At 69.5% G+C, this 14793-nt stretch carries 23 protein-coding genes; 22 read left to right on the forward strand and 1 reads right to left on the reverse strand.

The genetic code is table 11. From position 1 onward, the window contains the following. Positions 1-61 precede the first annotated feature (61 nt). Complete coding sequence (locus ACFPOE_RS13700; protein WP_376850686.1) at positions 62-472, forward strand: energy transducer TonB; 411 nt, start codon at positions 62-64, stop codon at positions 470-472. Then, positions 469-1488, forward strand: coding sequence for a hypothetical protein (locus ACFPOE_RS13705; protein ID WP_376850687.1), 1020 nt, complete (start codon positions 469-471; stop codon positions 1486-1488). Before ACFPOE_RS13700 ends, ACFPOE_RS13705 begins: the two co-directional genes overlap by 4 nt. Here the strand turns inward: ACFPOE_RS13705 and ACFPOE_RS13710 are convergent. Continuing rightward, positions 1477-3105: a GMC family oxidoreductase gene (locus ACFPOE_RS13710; RefSeq protein ID WP_376850688.1), complete on the reverse strand. Its 1629-nt coding sequence runs from the start codon at positions 3103-3105 to the stop codon at positions 1477-1479. The two genes, ACFPOE_RS13705 and ACFPOE_RS13710, sit on opposite strands and share 12 nt — an antisense overlap. 173 nt (positions 3106-3278) lie before the next feature. Between ACFPOE_RS13710 and ACFPOE_RS13715 the strand changes: the two genes are divergently transcribed. From ACFPOE_RS13715 to ACFPOE_RS13810, 20 genes are all read left to right on the forward strand, one after another. Next, complete coding sequence (locus ACFPOE_RS13715) at positions 3279-3746, forward strand: anthrone oxygenase family protein (protein WP_376850689.1); 468 nt, start codon at positions 3279-3281, stop codon at positions 3744-3746. A gap of 18 nt (positions 3747-3764) precedes the next feature. Continuing rightward, on the forward strand, positions 3765-3962 hold the full coding sequence (locus ACFPOE_RS13720) for a hypothetical protein (RefSeq protein WP_376850690.1): 198 nt from the start codon (positions 3765-3767) through the stop codon (positions 3960-3962). Positions 3963-4042: 80 nt separating this feature from the next. Then, positions 4043-4612: a YdeI/OmpD-associated family protein gene (locus tag ACFPOE_RS13725; RefSeq protein WP_376851896.1), complete on the forward strand. Its 570-nt coding sequence runs from the start codon at positions 4043-4045 to the stop codon at positions 4610-4612. Continuing rightward, positions 4609-5121: a GNAT family N-acetyltransferase gene (locus ACFPOE_RS13730; RefSeq protein WP_376850691.1), complete on the forward strand. Its 513-nt coding sequence runs from the start codon at positions 4609-4611 to the stop codon at positions 5119-5121. Before ACFPOE_RS13725 ends, ACFPOE_RS13730 begins: the two co-directional genes overlap by 4 nt. Positions 5122-5151: 30 nt before the next feature. Further along, on the forward strand, positions 5152-5571 hold the full coding sequence (locus ACFPOE_RS13735) for a hypothetical protein (RefSeq protein ID WP_376850692.1): 420 nt from the start codon (positions 5152-5154) through the stop codon (positions 5569-5571). Between the two features lie 18 nt (positions 5572-5589). Beyond that, positions 5590-6060 carry a GNAT family N-acetyltransferase gene (locus ACFPOE_RS13740; RefSeq protein WP_376850693.1) on the forward strand — a complete coding sequence of 157 codons (471 nt, stop codon included), beginning with the start codon at positions 5590-5592 and terminating at the stop codon, positions 6058-6060. Between the two features lie 4 nt (positions 6061-6064). Next, on the forward strand, positions 6065-6511 hold the full coding sequence (locus ACFPOE_RS13745; protein ID WP_376850694.1) for an SRPBCC family protein: 447 nt from the start codon (positions 6065-6067) through the stop codon (positions 6509-6511). 30 nt (positions 6512-6541) lie between these two features. Beyond that, complete coding sequence (locus ACFPOE_RS13750; protein WP_376850695.1) at positions 6542-7018, forward strand: hypothetical protein; 477 nt, start codon at positions 6542-6544, stop codon at positions 7016-7018. Continuing rightward, positions 7015-7404 (forward strand): RidA family protein, encoded by a 390-nt coding sequence (locus ACFPOE_RS13755; protein ID WP_376850696.1) that lies wholly within the window; start codon positions 7015-7017, stop codon positions 7402-7404. The genes ACFPOE_RS13750 and ACFPOE_RS13755 overlap by 4 nt, the downstream gene beginning before the upstream one ends. 4 nt (positions 7405-7408) lie before the next feature. Next, positions 7409-7843, forward strand: a complete 435-nt coding sequence (locus tag ACFPOE_RS13760) for a VOC family protein (protein ID WP_376850697.1) — start codon at positions 7409-7411, stop codon at positions 7841-7843. Between the two features lie 53 nt (positions 7844-7896). After that, positions 7897-8760, forward strand: a complete 864-nt coding sequence (locus tag ACFPOE_RS13765) for a DUF5996 family protein (protein WP_376851897.1) — start codon at positions 7897-7899, stop codon at positions 8758-8760. Positions 8761-8821: 61 nt separating this feature from the next. Continuing rightward, positions 8822-9211, forward strand: coding sequence for an MAPEG family protein (locus ACFPOE_RS13770; RefSeq protein WP_376850698.1), 390 nt, complete (start codon positions 8822-8824; stop codon positions 9209-9211). 16 nt (positions 9212-9227) lie between these two features. Then, the gene (locus ACFPOE_RS13775) at positions 9228-10067 is read left to right on the forward strand and encodes a class I SAM-dependent methyltransferase (RefSeq protein WP_376850699.1); all 840 of its coding nucleotides are present in this window, start codon (positions 9228-9230) and stop codon (positions 10065-10067) included. 29 nt (positions 10068-10096) lie between these two features. After that, positions 10097-10546: a YybH family protein gene (locus ACFPOE_RS13780; protein WP_376850700.1), complete on the forward strand. Its 450-nt coding sequence runs from the start codon at positions 10097-10099 to the stop codon at positions 10544-10546. 14 nt (positions 10547-10560) lie between these two features. Further along, positions 10561-10968: a GFA family protein gene (locus ACFPOE_RS13785; RefSeq protein WP_376850701.1), complete on the forward strand. Its 408-nt coding sequence runs from the start codon at positions 10561-10563 to the stop codon at positions 10966-10968. Between the two features lie 6 nt (positions 10969-10974). Beyond that, on the forward strand, positions 10975-11904 hold the full coding sequence (locus tag ACFPOE_RS13790; protein WP_376850702.1) for a LysR family transcriptional regulator: 930 nt from the start codon (positions 10975-10977) through the stop codon (positions 11902-11904). 109 nt (positions 11905-12013) lie between these two features. Continuing rightward, positions 12014-12328, forward strand: coding sequence for an ArsR/SmtB family transcription factor (locus tag ACFPOE_RS13795; RefSeq protein ID WP_376850703.1), 315 nt, complete (start codon positions 12014-12016; stop codon positions 12326-12328). Positions 12329-12330: 2 nt separating this feature from the next. After that, a complete protein-coding gene (locus ACFPOE_RS13800) occupies positions 12331-12795 on the forward strand; it encodes an SRPBCC family protein (protein ID WP_376850704.1) in 465 nt (154 codons plus the stop codon). 15 nt (positions 12796-12810) lie between these two features. Then, on the forward strand, positions 12811-13227 hold the full coding sequence (locus ACFPOE_RS13805; protein WP_376850705.1) for a GFA family protein: 417 nt from the start codon (positions 12811-12813) through the stop codon (positions 13225-13227). Positions 13228-13345: 118 nt separating this feature from the next. Beyond that, positions 13346-14755: an aspartate ammonia-lyase gene (locus ACFPOE_RS13810; RefSeq protein WP_376850706.1), complete on the forward strand. Its 1410-nt coding sequence runs from the start codon at positions 13346-13348 to the stop codon at positions 14753-14755. Positions 14756-14793 lie beyond the last annotated feature (38 nt).

The following is a 14793-nucleotide window of genomic DNA, read 5'->3' on the forward strand; positions in this document are numbered from 1 at the left end:
GCCATTGCACATGCCGGCCCGGCGCCGCAGCGCTTTGCGTGTGGCCCCAGCGCACCCGACGATGTCACGTCTGCAGACCGCGCTTCTCCTCTTGGCGCTGGCCGGTCACGCAGCGGCGCAGGAGCCGGCGTCGCCGGCGATACCAGCGGCCTCGCAAGCCCCGGCACCCGCCGGCGCTTCGGGCGCGCGGCGCGTCGCCTCGTCCCCATTGGGCGCCTGCTTCGGGCGGCAGCCTGCTTACCCGGCCCGGGCTCTGCGCAACGACGAGCAAGGAGCAAGCCTTGTCGGATTCACCGTCAGTCCCACCGGTCACATCGAAGACCCGGGCCTGCTGCGGTCTAGCGGCCATGGTCTGCTGGACCAGGCTGCCCTTGCCCATCTGAACAAATGCATCGCTTCAGTCACGACCCAGCCCGACGCAGCGCTTCCGCCAGGTCGGTACGCGCTGCCGATGGTGTGGCGCATCCAGTGAGACTGCTCATTTCTGCCTTGTTGTTTTCCGCGACTGCAGCGCTCGCCCAGTCGCCGGCCAGCGTGCGGGGCATGGAAGGCGCCCTTCTGAAGGGCGATGGCGTTGCGGCGACAACCTACGCCGCCGCGGCACGGGGCGAGCAGCTCGGCGAGAAAGACCGCAGCTACGTTACCTGTGTCGAGGGCCGGCTCGGGCGTCCCGTCTCGACGGACCAGGGCCTGCCGCCATTCACCGCCAGGGTGCTCAACGCCTATCAGCTGTACTGGCAGCAGTCCTTGCTGAACCCGCCTGCGAGAGCGGGGTATGAGATGGCGCTCGCATCCCGCCTGGCCGAACTCCTCGGGCAAGCGGACCGCGATTTCTCCGGCCTGGAGGACCAGCTGCGGTCCCGCCTTGCATCCGACGGTTTCTACTCCCTCATGGGCGTCACACCGCCCCTGCGCGAACTGATGCTCTGGCGGACACAGAGCGCCAGGTCATTCCAGGTGGCGCTGCCCGAACAGGACTACGAATCGCGGGTCGTGATGCTCGATGACTTCGCCTCCCTGGGCTGGGCGGGGTGGGCGACCTGCGGCAACAGAAGCACCGGAGGATGGGCCACGGAGTCCACCCTGTATGCGGTCATGCCGCGCTATCCGGGCGGCGTCGGCAGCAATGCGTTCCTGGCCGTCCTGCTGACGCACGAGACCCAGCACTTCGCCGACAAGAACAGGTTCCAGAAGCTTCAGCCGTGGGAGCTGGAGTACCGGGCCAAACTCGCCGAGCTGTGGGCGGCGGACGACGCCACTGCAGCCGATCGCCTTGGATCGTTCGTCGACAGCCAGAGCGACGATCCGTCACTGGCGCACCCCTATGCCAACGCGCGCGTGCTCACGGGGCTGGCTGGGCTCCTGCGCGCGTCGCCGCTCGGCGTCGGGCGCAGCGCCCTGCGGGAAGCCGCACGGACGCTGCTGGCGCGGGACACTGCGGCCCGGGGCGGGCCCAGGCCCGCGGCCGAGGCGGGCTCACCGCGCTGACGCAGCCTCGCCAACGGCGCCTTTCTCTTTCTGAGCGGCCCGGATCAAGTCCGCCGCCTTCTCCGCGATCATGAGCACCGGCGCGTTGGTGTTGCCGCCGACGATGCGCGGCATGATCGAGGCATCGACCACGCGCAGGCCATCCAGGCCGCGCACGCGCAGCTGCGCGTCCACCACGTCCATCCCGCCATTGCCCATCCGGCAGCTTCCCACCGGGTGGTAGATCGTGTCGGCCTTGGCCCGGATGAAGGCGGCAATCTGCTCGTCGGTCTGCGCCGCGGCGGACTCCGGCAGTTCGCGCCCGCCCAGCGCGGCCAGCGCCGGCTGGCGCAGCAGGTGGCGCATGGCCCGGAAGCCGCGCACCAGCCTCGCCATGTCGTCCGCCTCGCCCAGGAAGTTGGGGTCGATGCGCGGCGCCGACGCCGGGTCGGCGCTGGCCAGCTTCACGCTGCCGCGGCTCTTCGGGCGCAGCACGCAGACATGGCAGGAGAGGCCGTGGCCGAACACCGTCTTGCGGCCGTGGTCCACCAGCTTGCCGATCACCAGGTGCAGCTGCAGGTCGGGGATGGCCTCGTCCGGGCTGCTGCGGATGAAACCGCCGGCCTCGGCGAAGTTGGTGGTGAGCATGCCGCTGCGGTGCCGGCGCCATTCGAGGATGCCTTTGAGCACGCGCGCCGCGCCCGGCAGCGAGAGGCCGAACAGGTCCGTCGCCGTGGGCACATCCCAGGTCGTCACCACGTCGACGTGGTCGTGCAGGTTCGCGCCCACGCCCGGCAGGTCGTGAACCACGGCGATGCCGTGCTCGCGCAGCTGCGCCTGCGGCCCGATGCCGGAGAGCATCAGCACCTGCGGCGACTGCAGCGCGCCGGCGCACAGCAGCACCTCGCGCGCCGCCTTGAGCTGGCGGCGTTCGCCCCGGGTGTCGAACTCCACGCCCACGGCGCGCCGCCCTTCCAGCAGGATGCGGCGGGTCAGGGCGCCGGTGATCACCTGCAGGTTGGGGCGCTGCAGGTTCGGCGTGAGATAGGCCTTGGCCGCGCTGAAGCGCTCGCCTTTGCGATGGGTGACCTGGTAGACGCCGACGCCTTCCTGGTCGGCGCCGTTGAAGTCGGTGTTCTCGCGGTAGCCGGCCTGCACGCCCGCCTGCGTGAACAGCCGGCCGAAGCGGCTCGGGCTGCGCGGGTCCATCACGTTGAGCGGCCCGTCGGCCCCGTGCCAGGGGTCGGCGCCGCGCTCGTTGTGCTCCGAGCGCTTGAAGTAGGGCAGGACATCGTCCCAGCCCCAGCCGGGATTGCCCTGCGCCGCCCAATGGTCGTAGTCGTCACGATGCCCGCGCGTGTAGATCATCGCGTTGACCGAACTGGAGCCACCCAGCACCTTGCCCCGGGGCTGGTAGCCGCGCCGTCCGCCCAGGCCCGGCTGCGGTTCGGTCTGGAATCCCCAGTTCGCCTGGCCGGTCTTGGCCAGCAGGGCCAGCCCCGCCGGGCAATGGATCAGCACGCTGTCGTCGGGGCCGCCCGCCTCCAGCAGCACCACCTGCACTGCGGGGTCCTCGCTCAGGCGCGCAGCCAGCACGCAGCCCGCCGAACCGCCCCCGACGATGATGTAGTCGACCATGTGTTCTCCTCACTTGAGGCACGGAAGCTACAGCGAATGCGGCCGGACCGCCAGGGTGCTTGCAATGATTGCGGCGCCGACGGGCACTTGCGGTGCGGCCACATTGCTGGAAGACTCCACCGGCCGGCGGAGGAAGTTTCCAGGGCGCAACAACAACCGACACGAGGACTTCTGTGCCAGCGAACATCATCCGCTTCGTTCTTCTCGTCGTGCTGGCGCTGCTCGTGGGCACGATGTTCGGCATCTGGGCGGGATACAACCCTTCCTCGCTCTCGGCCTCGGCCTACGTCGAACAGCAGCAAAACGCGATCCGCGGGCTGAACGTGCTGCTGCCGCTGATGGGAGCGGCGTGCATCCTCCTGAGCCTGGGCCTGGCCATTTTGTCCAGCGGGGATCCCCGCAGCCGCTATCTGCTGGTCGCGGCGGCGCTGCTCATGATCGTTGCCGGCCTGGTCACGCGCTTGGGCAACCAGCCGATCAACGCGGTGGTCATCACATGGAGCCCCCAGGCGCCGGCGGCCAACTGGGCGCAGTTGCGTGACCAATGGTGGCAGTGGCATGTGGTGCGCAGCCTGGCCGGCGTCGCCGCCCTCGGCCTGGCCGTGCTCGCCGTCATCGGCGCCAGGCGCCCCGCAAGCTAGCACCCGGAGGTCATACGAATGCAGAGCGAAGACCCCAACATCACAGCTGCCGCCTGCCGCTACCTGCTGGTCGGGCTGCTGCCGCGGCTCGAGCGGGCCAGCCCAGGACTGGTTGCCGAGCTTCGCGCGGGCATCGTGGCCGACCGCGATGCGATGGCGGCGATGGACAGCCTGGCGCGGAGGTGGCGGCGACGATCGACGAGGCGCTGCGAATGATCGGCCTGGCGGATTCCGCCTGAGCGCCGACCTCTGGCCCTGCGCATGCAGGCGATGCCATGGCCGTTGACCTGGGACGGATGGAAGATCCAATCCTCGCATTCGTGAGCCAGCAGGAGTGGGAGGCCTGGCTCGCGCAAGGCGCAAGCACGTCGCCGGGTGTGTGGCTCCGCCTGGCCAAGGCAGGGGCGGCGGACAAGACCCTCTCCTACGCCGAGGCGCTGGAGAGCGCGCTGTGCTACGGCTGGATCGACGGCCAGAAGCGCGCCGAGAGCGACCAGCACTGGCTGCAACGGTTCACGCCCAGGGCGACTCGGAGCATCTGGTCGAAGATCAACAAGGAGAAGGCCGAGGCTCTCATCGCATCGGGCCGGATGCGCCGCGCCGGCCTGGACGAAGTCGAACGGGCCCGGCAGGACGGCCGCTGGGATGCAGCCTATGCGTCGGCGCGCAATGCCACCATTCCGGACGACTTGCAGCAGGCGCTGGACGCGAGTCCGGCCGCCAGGGCCTTCTTCGCCAGTCTCGACAGCCGCAACCGCTACGCCGTCCTGTTCAGGATCCAGAACGCGAAGAAGCCCGAGACGCGGGCCAGGAAGATCGCCCAGTTCGTCGCCATGCTGGCCGCGGGCGAAAGGCTCCATCCATGAGTGCGGTGCAGATCGCTCCTCTGCAGGCGTCGGACCTGGCCGAACTGGCAGCGGCCATCCGCACCGACGCCGTTTACGCGCACCTCGGCGGCAAGGCGCCGGCGATGCAGCGCTTCGCATCGGGCCTGCAGCGCGCCCTGGCCGGCCCGCCAGAGCACCGCAGGACCGAGCGCTGGCTCAACTACCTGGTCCGGGCCGCCGACTCGGGTCAGGTGCTGGGCCAGCTGCAAGCGACGGTGCACGACGGCATCGCCGAAGTGGCGTTTCTCTTCGGCGCCGACAGCTGGGGCCGCGGCCACGCCTCGCATGGGCTGCGCTGGCTGCAACAGGAGGTCGTCCGCAGTTGCGGGCCGGTCGATTTCTGGGCGACGGCGGTCCCGGCCAACCTGCGCTGCCAGGCGCTGCTGGCACGCGCCGGCTATGTGGCGGTGGCGCCGGCGGACGCGCCGCGGCTTCTGTCTTACGATGACGGCGACCTGGTCTTCACCCACCGGCCGCCTGCCGCGTAGGGCGGCCATCGACACTGCAAGGAGAGCGGGATGCCTGGAGCCATGATCGCCGCGCTGGTCTTCACGGTGGCCTTGCTGGTCACCACCGCCTACTTCATCCTGGGCTCGATCCCGCTGCTGGTGCTCAAGCACGACACGCCGCTGGACGCCCGCTTCGTGCGCGGCTTCTTCAACGTCTATTACCGCGCCGCCGTGGCCACGGCCGGCGCAACGGCCGTCAGCTATGCCATCGCGCAACGCCCCGGGCTGGCAACCGGCGCTGCGCTGCTGGCACTGCTGGCCATCGTCCTGCGCAGCAGGATCATTCCCAAGATGGACGCGCTGGGAACCGAGATCCAGTCCAACCCCATGGATGCGATCCCGGGGTTCCGCCGCACCCACGTCACGGCCATCGCGATCAACGTCGTGCAGCTCGCAGCGATCGTCTGGAGCCTGACGGTGTCGCTCTAGGCGTATTAAAGTGCGGCCATGCGCATCGAGATCGACGACTTGACCCGGCCCGAAGTCATTGCCCTGCTCAACGAACACCTGGCCAACATGTACGAGCTGTCCCCGCCCGAGAGCGTGCATGCGCTGGACCTGGCCAAGCTGCGGCAGCCGGACATCACCTTCTGGTCGGTGTGGGACGGCGACGGTCTGCTCGGATGCGGCGCGCTCAAGGAACTGGCGCCCGGCCACGGCGAGGTCAAGTCCATGCGCACGCCGGCCGCGCGGCGCCGCACCGGCGCCGGGCGGGCGGTGCTGGCGCACATCATCGGCGTGGCCAGGCAGCGCAATTACCAGCGCCTGAGCCTGGAAACCGGTTCCTCGGACGCCTTCCGGCCGGCGCAGGTCCTTTACGAAAGCGCCGGCTTCACGCGCTGCGGTCCCTTCGGCAGCTATGCCGAGGATCCGCACAGCGTCTTCATGACCTTGCAGTTGCCATCCACCAGGAGCTGAGTCCATGTCCACCGGAACCGTCCGACTTCACCGTGTCATCCGCGCGCCGGCCGAGCGCATCTACCGCGCCTTCCTCGACGGCGATGCGATGGCCAAGTGGCTGCCGCCCAACGGCTTTACCGGCAAGGTGCACCAGATGGACGCGAATGCCGGCGGCCGCTGGCGCATGTCCTTCACCAATTTCAGCGCGGGCAGCAGCCACTCGTTCGGCGGCACCTACCTGCAGCTGGTCCCCAACGAGACCATCCGCTACACCAGCGTGTTCGACGACCCCAACCTGCCGGGAGAGATGACCACCACCGTGACGCTCACGCCGGTGTTCTGCGGCACCGAGCTGAACGTCGTGCAGGAGGGCATTCCCGCCGTCATCCCGCTGCCGGCCTGCTACCTGGGCTGGCAGGAATCGCTGGTGCTGCTGGCCCAGCTGGTCGAGCCCGAGATCCCGGGCTGAGCAGCGCCGGCAGCGCTTGCGGAGCCGCCCATGAACGACGCCCTGGACCAGCTCGCAGCCGGCCTCGACCTGCCGGCGCCGGAGCATGAGGGCCTGCGGCTGGCCTTCGGCCATGCGTGCGTGCTGCGGGTGCAGCACCTGCTGGAAGAGCCCGATGTCATGCATTGCCTCGACGTGCTCGGGCTGTTTCTGCAAGGCCGGGCCGGGCGCGACGCGCTGGCGGCGGCGGCGCAGCAGGCGGTGCGGCTGGCCAACTCGCACCGCGGATCGGCGTCCATCGACGGCTGCGGCCACGCGGCAGTGTCCGCCTCCTATGCGGTCGCCAATGCGCTGCAGGGCAAGGCGCTGCAGGCCGCCAGTTATGCGGCCTATGCGGCGGTCTATGCGCAGGGCGGCTCGGCCGCGGTGGCGGACCGCGGATCGTTCGAGCCCGAGTTCCGCTGGCAGTGCGCGTCCTTGCAGTCGCTCGCCGCCAGCGAGCGGATGATGATGGAGAAATCGCAATGACAAGACAGCTGATAGGTTCCGGCTCCAGCTTCGAGGCCCAGATCGGCTACTCGCGGGCGGTGGTGGCGGGCGACTGGGTGTTCGTTTCGGGAACCACCGGCTTCGACTACGCGGCCATGACCATTTCCGACGACGTCGTCGCGCAGGCCGAGCAGTGCCTGGTGAACATCGAGTCCGCGCTGCGGCAGGCCGGGTCGAGCCTGGCCGACGTGGTGCGCGTCCACTACATCCTGCCGGACGGGGCGCTGTTCGAGCAGTGCTGGCCGGTGTTGCGCAGGCATTTCGGCGAGGTGCGTCCCGCCGCGACCATGCTCAGCGCCGGCCTGGCCGATCCGCGCATGAAGATCGAGATCGAGGTCACCGCCCTCAAGCAGGGCAGGGAGTAAGCCCATGGCCGGCCCGATCCAGCCGCGCGAGATCGACCACCTGGTGCTGCGCGTGGTGGACCTCGATGCGATGAAGGCGTTCTATTGCGAGGTGCTGGGCTGCACCGTGGAGCGGGTGCAGGAGGCGATCGGCCTGCTGCAGCTGCGCGCGGGGCGCTCCATCGTCGACCTGGTGCCGGTGGAGGGCAAGCTCGGGCGCGAGGGCGGTGCCGCGCCCGGGCGCGAAGGCCGCAACATGGACCACTTCTGCCTGCGCGTGGAGCCGTTCGACGAGGCGGCCATCCGCGCCCACCTCCATGCCCACGGCGTCCAGGCCGGGCCGATCGAGCCGCGCTTCGGCGCCGAAGGGCAGGGGCCCTCCATCTACCTGAGCGATCCCGAGGGCAACGTGGTGGAGCTCAAGGGGCCGCCATCGGCCGCCATCGACCGCGGCATCTGAAGGAGAACGCCATACCGGCCGCACGTGCGCTTTGCTCCGACCCCTGGCCGGAGCTGCCGCTGGCGGCCTGGTGCGACACCCTGGCGACGCTGCACATGTGGCTGCAGGTGGTCGGCAAGGTGCGGCTGGTGCGCAGTCCGTGGACCAACCATTCCTGGCACGTCACGCTGTACGTCACGCCGCGCGGGCTCACAACCTCGCCGATCCCGCACGGCGAGCGCAGCTTCCAGATCGATTTCGACTTTGTCAGCCACGAACTGGTGCTGCAGGCCAGCGACGGCCAGCTGGCGCGCTGGCCGCTGCGGGCCGAGCCGGTGGCATCGTTCTACGGCCGGCTGATGGAAGAACTGGACCGCATGGACCTGCACGTCGAGATCCGCTGCCTGCCCTGCGAGGTGGAGGAGGCGCTTCCGTTCGACCGCGACGTCGTGCATTGCGCCTACGACGCGGAGTACGCCAACCGGTTCTGGCGCGTGCTGCTGCAGTCGGACCGCGTGTTCAAGCAGTTCCGCGCCGGCTTCAAGGGCAAGTGCAGCCCGGTGCATTTCTTCTGGGGCGCGCCCGACCTGGCGGTGACGCGCTTTTCCGGCCGGCCGGCGCCGCGGCATCCGGGCGGCGTCCCCGGCCTGGCGGACTGGGTGGCGCAGGAGGCCTATTCGCACGAGGTGAGCAGCTGCGGCTTCTGGGCCGGCGACGCGCGCCTGCCCTATCCGGCTTTCTATTCGTACGCCTATCCGTCGCCGCCGGGCTTCGCGCAGGCGCAGGTGCAACCGGCCGAGGCCTTCTTCCACGCCGGTCTGGGGGAATTCCTGTTGCCCTATGACGTGGTGCGGCAAGCCGCCGACCCGGATGCCACGCTGCTCGCGTTCCTGCAGTCGACCTTCGACGCCGCTGCCGGGCTGGGCCGCTGGCCCTGACGGCCGCGCTGGACGCCGCAATGGTTGCGGCGTACCCTGCCGGCAAACCGAGGAGGGCGCGATGAAGACGGAACTCTGGTACCTCGTGCTGGTGACGGCGTTCACCGGCCTGCTGTGGGTCCCCTACATCCTGGACCGCGTGCTGGTGCGCGGCCTGGTGGATGCGGTGGGCTATCCCGACAATCCCAAGCCGCAAAGCCTGTGGGCGCAGCGGCTGATGAAGGCCCATGCCAACGCCGTCGAGAACCTGGTGGTGTTCGCCGCGCTGGTGCTGGCCGCGCAGGTGGCGGGCGTGAGCAACGGCACCATCGCCACCGCGGCGATGGTCTACTTCTGGGCCCGGGTGGTGCATGCGGCTGTCTACACGCTCGGCATCCCCTGGCTGCGGACGCTGGCGTTCACCGTCGGCTTCCTGTGCCAGGCGGCGATCGCCTTGCAGCTGCTGCGTTAGGAATATCCTGCAGCGGATGCAGTTGTCCCTTTCCGGCTCCGAACGGTTCCTCGCGGGCTTCCATGACGCCGACCCGGGCGTCACCTCGCGCGCCTTCGCCCGGCTGCCGGCGCGAATGGCGGATTGCACCTTCCCCTCGTCGTACGAGTGCCTGGCCGCCGTGGTGCCGTCCGGCCCCGGCACGCTGGTCGACCTGGCCTGCGGCGACGGCTACCTGCTGGCGCTGCTGGCGGCGCGCCGGCAGGCCGGCCTCTCTCTGGTGGGCATCGACCTGAGCGCCGGCGAACTCGCGGCCGCGCGGCGCCGGCTCGGCCCAGCCGTCCTGCTGCACCAGGCGCGCGCCCAGGCGCTGCCGCTGGCCGATGCGAGTGCCGACACCGTGCTGTGCCACATGGCGCTGATGCTGCTGGACGACGCACCGCGGGTGCTGGAGGAAGTGCGGCGGGTCCTCAAGCCCGGCGGCGTGTTTGCCGTGGTCGTGGGCGGCGGTGCCGCCGCCTCGCCGGCGCACGAGGTCGTCGTGTCCCTGCTGCGGCAATCCCGCAAGCTGCCCGAGTTCGAGTCGCTGCGGCTGGGCGACAGCCGCCTGTACGCGCCCGACGGGATCGCCGAGCTGTTCGGGCCGGCGTTCGGGCTGCCCGCCATCGACGACATCCTGCTGCTGCGGCGCAGCGGACCGGACGGACTGTGGGACTGGTTCAGCGGGCTGTACAACATGGCCTGGCTGGGGCCGGCCGACCGGGCGGCGATCGGCCCGCGTTTCGTGCAGGAGGTAGCACCGCTTTGCAACGCCGACGGCAAGATGGAGCACCGCGTGATGCTGCGCCGCATCACGGCCCGCCGCGGCCTTGACTGAAAATCATGGGCGCGAGATTCACGATGCAGATGAAAACGGTTGGCACCCTGGCAGCGACCGCGCTGTTGTGCGCCTGTTCGGCCATCGGCCCGCGGCCGGCGCCGGACGGGGCCAGGCTGGAAGTGATGGCGACCGAGCGGGCGTTCGCCAAGTCGATGGCGGATCGCGACCTGGCCGCCTTCGCCTCGTTCCTGTCCGACGAAGCGGTCTTCTTCAGCGGCCCGGAGCCGCTGCGTGGCAAGAGTGCGGTGCTGGCCTTCTGGTCACGCTTCTACAGCAGCCCGGCCGCGCCCTTTTCATGGGAACCGGACCAGGTGGAAGTGCTCGATTCGGGCACCCTGGCCCTGAGCTCGGGGCCGGTGCGCAATCCGAAGGGCGAGCTGACGGCGCGCTTCAGCTCGATCTGGCGGCGCGAGGCCGGCGGATGGCGCATCGTCTTCGACAAGGGCGCGCCGGTCTGCAACTGCACGCCACCGTGATGGGAGCATGAGCCATGTCCACTGATGCCGCACGCGGCAGCTGCCTGTGCGGCGCCGTGCTCTTCACCGCCCGGCTGCCTTCACGCTGGGTGGCGCACTGCCACTGCACGCGCTGCCAGCGCGCCCATGGCGCGGCCTTCGTCACCTGGGTCGGACTGGACGAGGCCGCGGTGGCGATCGACGACGGCCGCGGCGCGCTGCGCTGGCACGCGGCGCACCTGGGTGGCCGCCGCGGATTCTGCGGCGAATGCGGCAGCCCGATGTTCTTCCAGGGCGAGCGCTGGCCGGGCGAGCTGCACATCGCCCGCGCGCTGTTCGCCGAGGCGGTGGACCGGGAGCCGCAGATGCACGCGTATTACGACACCCATGTTTCCTGGGTCACGCTGGGCGACAGCCTGCCGACCCGGGCCGCGCCGCAATAATCGGCCATGGAAACCAAATGGCTGGAAGATTTCGTGAGCCTGGCGGAAACCCGCAGCTTCAGCCGCTCGGCCCAGTTGCGGCACGTCACCCAGCCGGCGTTTTCGCGCCGGATCCAGGCGCTGGAGGCCTGGGCCGGCACCGACCTGGTGGACCGCAGCTCGTATCCGACGCGGCTGACGCCGGCCGGCGAGACCCTGCACGGCCAGGCGCTGGAAATGCTGCAGGCGCTGCAAAGCACGCGCGCCATGCTGCGCGGGCATTCGGCGGCGGCCCAGGACGTGATCGAGTTCGCCGTGCCGCACACGCTGGCCTTCACCTTCTTTCCGGCCTGGGTCTCCAGCCTGCGCGAGAAGTTCGGCCCGATCAAGAGCCGGCTGATCGCGCTGAACGTCCATGACGCGGTGATGCGGCTGGTGGAGGGCGGCTGCGACGTGCTGATCGCCTACCACCACCCCTCGCAGCCGCTGCAGCTGGACGCGGACCGCTACCAGATGGTGACGCTGGGCGAGGAAGTGCTGTCGCCGTACTCGCGGGCGGACGCATCGGGCCAGCCGCTGTTCCGGATGCCGGGCACGCCCGGCCAGCCGCTGCCTTATCTCGGCTACGCGCCCGGGGCTTACCTGGGCCGGGTGACGGACCTGATCCTCAAGCAGGCCGGCACCGCCATCCACCTGGACCGGGTCTACGAGACCGACATGGCCGAGGGCCTGAAGGTGATGGCGCTGGAGGGCCACGGCGTCGCCTTCCTGCCGCACAGCGCGGTGCGCAAGGAGTTGCGCAGCAAGAAGCTGGTCAGCGCCGCGCCGCCGGGCATGAAGGAGCTGGAGCTGACCATGGAAGTGCGCGCCTACCGCGAGAAGCCGCTGGGCAAGGAAGCGCCCAAGGGCACGGCCCAGGCGCTGTGGACCTACCTGGCCGGCCCGGGCGCGCGCTAGCCCCGTCCATTTCATTCTTCGCCGCGGGATCGCCCGCAACGCAACACGCTGCGGTTTGACATGCAGGCATTTACCTGCATATAATCCGCCTCACGCATACACACCACGAATGGACCCCGACAAGGTTTTCAAGGCACTGGCCGATCCGTCGCGCCGCAAGCTGCTCGACCAGCTGTACGAGCGCAACGGGCAGACGCTGGGCGAGCTGTGCCAGCACCTGGACATGGCGCGGCAGTCGGCCACCCAGCACATCGGCATCCTCGAGGCGGCCAACCTGGTGAGCACGGGCTGGCGGGGCCGGGAGAAGCTGCACTTCATCAACCCGGTGCCGCTGCACGAGGTCTACGAGCGGTGGGTGCGCAAATTCGAACGCAAGCGGCTCGGCCTGCTGCACGACCTGAAGCAACAACTCGAAGGAGAGTGACCATGAGCAAGGAAAAGACCAGTTTCGTCTATGTGACCTACATCCGCTCGACGCCGGAGAAGGTGTTCGATGCCATCACCAGGCCGGAGATCGCGCGGCGCTACTGGGGCCACGAGAACGTCTCCGACTGGAAACCCGGGTCGAGCTGGCAGCACGTGCGCGCCAACGAGCAGCGCACGGTGGAACTGGTGGGCAAGGTGGTGGAGGTGGCGCCGCCGACGCGCCTGGTCATCACCTGGGCCAACGCATCGCAGGCCGCGGACCCGGCCAGCTACAGCCGCGTGAGTTTCGACCTGGTGCCGTACGAGGGCATGGTGCGGCTGACGGTCACCCACGACGAACTGGAAGCCGGCAGCGGCATGGCCAAGGGCATCCAGCAGGGCTGGCCGGCGGTGCTGTCCAGCCTGAAGTCGCTGCTGGAAACGGGCGAAGGCATGGACGTGTTCGCCAAGCCCAAGACGGCCTGAGCGGCGAAGCACTCGATGACCCAGTCCTATACCGGCGGCTGCGCGTGCGGCGCGGTCCGCTACGCGACCGAGCAGGCGCCCATCTTCCAGAACCACTGCCAGTGCCGCGACTGCCAGCGCCGCAGCGGCACCGGGCACGGCTCCTACCTGAGCTTCGCATCGCGCGCCGCGATGACCATCACCGGCGAGGCGGCGCACTGGCAGGTCGCCGGCGACAGCGGCAACCTGAAGGTGCACTCCTTCTGCCCGGCCTGCGGAACGCCGGTCTACCTGAGCTTCGTCGCCATGCCGGACCTGATCGCGGTCCACGCGGCCAGCCTGGACGAGCCGGCCGGCTTCGCGCCGCAGGTCGTCACCTACCGCGGCCGCGGGCTGGCGTGGGACACGGTCGATCCCGCGCTGCCGGCTTTCGAGCGGATGCCGCCAGGCTAGCTCCGGGCGCCGGCTGCGGTGCGTTATGACGCATCGACATGACCCGGCGCCCAATCGGCATTGGCGCCATCGCGCCAGCTCCCATACAGTCCGGCGGTCCCATCACTGCAGGCACTCCATGAGCCCCAACTTCCGCGTCGAGCACGACTTCCTCGGCGACAAGCAGATCCCCGCCGACGCCTACTGGGGCGTGCACACTGCGCGCGCCGTCGAGAACTTCCCGATCTCGGGCACCATGATCTCGGCGATGCCCGACCTGATCGTCGCCTTCGCGCACGTGAAGAAGGCCGCGGCCCGCGCCAACCACCAGCTCGGCGTGCTGGACGAAAAGCGCCTTTACGCCGTCCTGTGGGCCTGCGAGCAGCTGGTGGCGGGTCGCTACCACGACCAGTTCGTGGTCGACGTGATCCAGGGCGGCGCCGGCACCTCCACCAACATGAACGCCAACGAGGTGATCGCCAACCTGGCGCTGGAAAGGCTCGGGTTCGAGAAGGGCCGCTACGACGTGCTCCACCCCAACGACCAGGTCAACGCCTCCCAGAGCACCAACGACGTCTATCCGACCGCCGTGCGGCTGGCCTTGTGGTCCGGCATCGACCGGCTGCTGCTGGCGATGGCCGGCCTGCGCGCCAGCTTCGAGCGCAAGGCCCACGAATTCGAGCGGGTGCTCAAGATCGGCCGCACCCAGCTGCAGGACGCCGTGCCGATGACGCTGGGCCAGGAGTTTTCCACCTACGCCGTGATGCTGGAAGAAGACGAGGAAAGGCTGCGCGAGGCGCGTGCCCTGATCCAGGAGATCAACCTGGGCGCCACCGCGGTGGGCACCGGCATCAACGCGCCGCACGGCTACACCGAGCTGGCGGTCGGCTTCCTGGCGAAGGAAAGCGGCATTCCGGTGGTCAGGGCCAAGAACCTGGTGGAAGCAACGCAGGACACCGGCGCCTTCGTGCAGCTGTCGGGCGTGCTCAAGCGGGTGGCGACCAAGCTGTCCAAGACCTGCAACGACCTGCGGCTGCTGTCCAGCGGCCCGCAGGCGGGCTTCGGCGACATCCGGCTGCCGCCGCGGCAGGCCGGCTCCTCGATCATGCCGGGCAAGGTCAACCCGGTGATCCCGGAGGTGATGAACCAGGTGGCCTTCGAGGTGATCGGCAACGACGTGACGGTGACGATGGCGTCGGAAGCGGGCCAGCTGCAGCTCAACGCCTTCGAGCCGATCATGGGCTGGAGCCTGTTCAAGAGCATCTCGCACCTGTCCAGCGCCTGCGAGACGCTGAGGGTGAACTGCGTCGACGGCATCGAGGCCAACCACGAACTGCTGGCCCGGCGGGTGCGCGAGTCGGTGACGCTGGTCACCGCGCTCAATCCCATCATCGGCTACGAGAAGGCGGCCATGATCGCCAAGACCGCGATCGCCACCGGCCTGCCGATCGACGAGGTCGCCGAGTCGCTGGGCATCATGACCCGGGCCGACGTCGAGGCCTTGCTGATCCCGGAAAAACTGACGCAGCCCCTGCGCCCCGAAGCCTGACGGGCGGGCCGGGCACAAACCATGCTTTGAAACGGTAC

This window comes from Caenimonas terrae, assembly GCF_042655405.1.
GTDB lineage: Bacteria > Pseudomonadota > Gammaproteobacteria > Burkholderiales > Burkholderiaceae_C > Ramlibacter > Ramlibacter terrae_A.

What these genes read in the sequence shown, in the direction of transcription:
- ACFPOE_RS13760 (WP_376850697.1), top strand. Translation starts at nt 7,409, where the DNA reads ATGGCCGGCCCGATCCAGCCGCGCGAGATCGACCACCTGGTGCTGCGC.
- ACFPOE_RS13795 (WP_376850703.1), top strand. Translation starts at nt 12,014, where the DNA reads ATGGACCCCGACAAGGTTTTCAAGGCACTGGCCGATCCGTCGCGCCGC.
- ACFPOE_RS13710 (WP_376850688.1), bottom strand. Translation starts at nt 3,105, where the DNA reads ATGGTCGACTACATCATCGTCGGGGGCGGTTCGGCGGGCTGCGTGCTG.
- ACFPOE_RS13720 (WP_376850690.1), top strand. Translation starts at nt 3,765, where the DNA reads ATGCAGAGCGAAGACCCCAACATCACAGCTGCCGCCTGCCGCTACCTG.
- ACFPOE_RS13780 (WP_376850700.1), top strand. Translation starts at nt 10,097, where the DNA reads ATGAAAACGGTTGGCACCCTGGCAGCGACCGCGCTGTTGTGCGCCTGT.
- ACFPOE_RS13750 (WP_376850695.1), top strand. Translation starts at nt 6,542, where the DNA reads ATGAACGACGCCCTGGACCAGCTCGCAGCCGGCCTCGACCTGCCGGCG.
- ACFPOE_RS13730 (WP_376850691.1), top strand. Translation starts at nt 4,609, where the DNA reads ATGAGTGCGGTGCAGATCGCTCCTCTGCAGGCGTCGGACCTGGCCGAA.
- ACFPOE_RS13810 (WP_376850706.1), top strand. Translation starts at nt 13,346, where the DNA reads ATGAGCCCCAACTTCCGCGTCGAGCACGACTTCCTCGGCGACAAGCAG.
- ACFPOE_RS13800 (WP_376850704.1), top strand. Translation starts at nt 12,331, where the DNA reads ATGAGCAAGGAAAAGACCAGTTTCGTCTATGTGACCTACATCCGCTCG.
- ACFPOE_RS13805 (WP_376850705.1), top strand. Translation starts at nt 12,811, where the DNA reads ATGACCCAGTCCTATACCGGCGGCTGCGCGTGCGGCGCGGTCCGCTAC.
- ACFPOE_RS13790 (WP_376850702.1), top strand. Translation starts at nt 10,975, where the DNA reads ATGGAAACCAAATGGCTGGAAGATTTCGTGAGCCTGGCGGAAACCCGC.
- ACFPOE_RS13700 (WP_376850686.1), top strand. Translation starts at nt 62, where the DNA reads ATGTCACGTCTGCAGACCGCGCTTCTCCTCTTGGCGCTGGCCGGTCAC.
- ACFPOE_RS13770 (WP_376850698.1), top strand. Translation starts at nt 8,822, where the DNA reads ATGAAGACGGAACTCTGGTACCTCGTGCTGGTGACGGCGTTCACCGGC.
- ACFPOE_RS13725 (WP_376851896.1), top strand. Translation starts at nt 4,043, where the DNA reads ATGGAAGATCCAATCCTCGCATTCGTGAGCCAGCAGGAGTGGGAGGCC.
- ACFPOE_RS13740 (WP_376850693.1), top strand. Translation starts at nt 5,590, where the DNA reads ATGCGCATCGAGATCGACGACTTGACCCGGCCCGAAGTCATTGCCCTG.
- ACFPOE_RS13745 (WP_376850694.1), top strand. Translation starts at nt 6,065, where the DNA reads ATGTCCACCGGAACCGTCCGACTTCACCGTGTCATCCGCGCGCCGGCC.
- ACFPOE_RS13785 (WP_376850701.1), top strand. Translation starts at nt 10,561, where the DNA reads ATGTCCACTGATGCCGCACGCGGCAGCTGCCTGTGCGGCGCCGTGCTC.
- ACFPOE_RS13755 (WP_376850696.1), top strand. Translation starts at nt 7,015, where the DNA reads ATGACAAGACAGCTGATAGGTTCCGGCTCCAGCTTCGAGGCCCAGATC.
- ACFPOE_RS13775 (WP_376850699.1), top strand. Translation starts at nt 9,228, where the DNA reads ATGCAGTTGTCCCTTTCCGGCTCCGAACGGTTCCTCGCGGGCTTCCAT.
- ACFPOE_RS13735 (WP_376850692.1), top strand. Translation starts at nt 5,152, where the DNA reads ATGCCTGGAGCCATGATCGCCGCGCTGGTCTTCACGGTGGCCTTGCTG.